Origin of the sequence: Streptomyces fildesensis, assembly GCF_016107395.1 — a bacterium.
In the GTDB taxonomy this organism is placed as follows: Bacteria; Actinomycetota; Actinomycetes; order Streptomycetales; family Streptomycetaceae; genus Actinacidiphila; species Actinacidiphila fildesensis.
The window spans coordinates 1-220 of sequence record NZ_JAAIKO010000424.1; the positions used below are offsets into that span (position 1 = coordinate 1).

Sequence of the window (220 nt, forward strand, 5' to 3'; positions counted from 1 at the left end):
GAAACGGTGGCCGGCCGGCCGGTAGGATTAAGAAGATGCAGATCTTCGTTAAGACCTTGACAGGAAAGACCATAACTCTCGAAGTTGAAAGCAGCGACACTATTGATAACGTGAAAGCGAAGATTCAGGACAAGGAGGGCATCCCTCCCGATCAGCAAAGGTTAATTTTTGCTGGGAAACAATTAGAAGATGGACGAACTCTTGGGGATTACAATGTCCA

At 46.8% G+C, this 220-nt stretch carries 1 protein-coding gene; it reads left to right on the forward strand.

The genetic code is table 11. From position 1 onward, the window contains the following. Positions 1-35 precede the first annotated feature (35 nt). The coding region (locus C6N31_RS43385) for a ubiquitin-like protein (protein ID WP_198359788.1) at positions 36-220 on the forward strand (185 nt) is incomplete at its 3' end.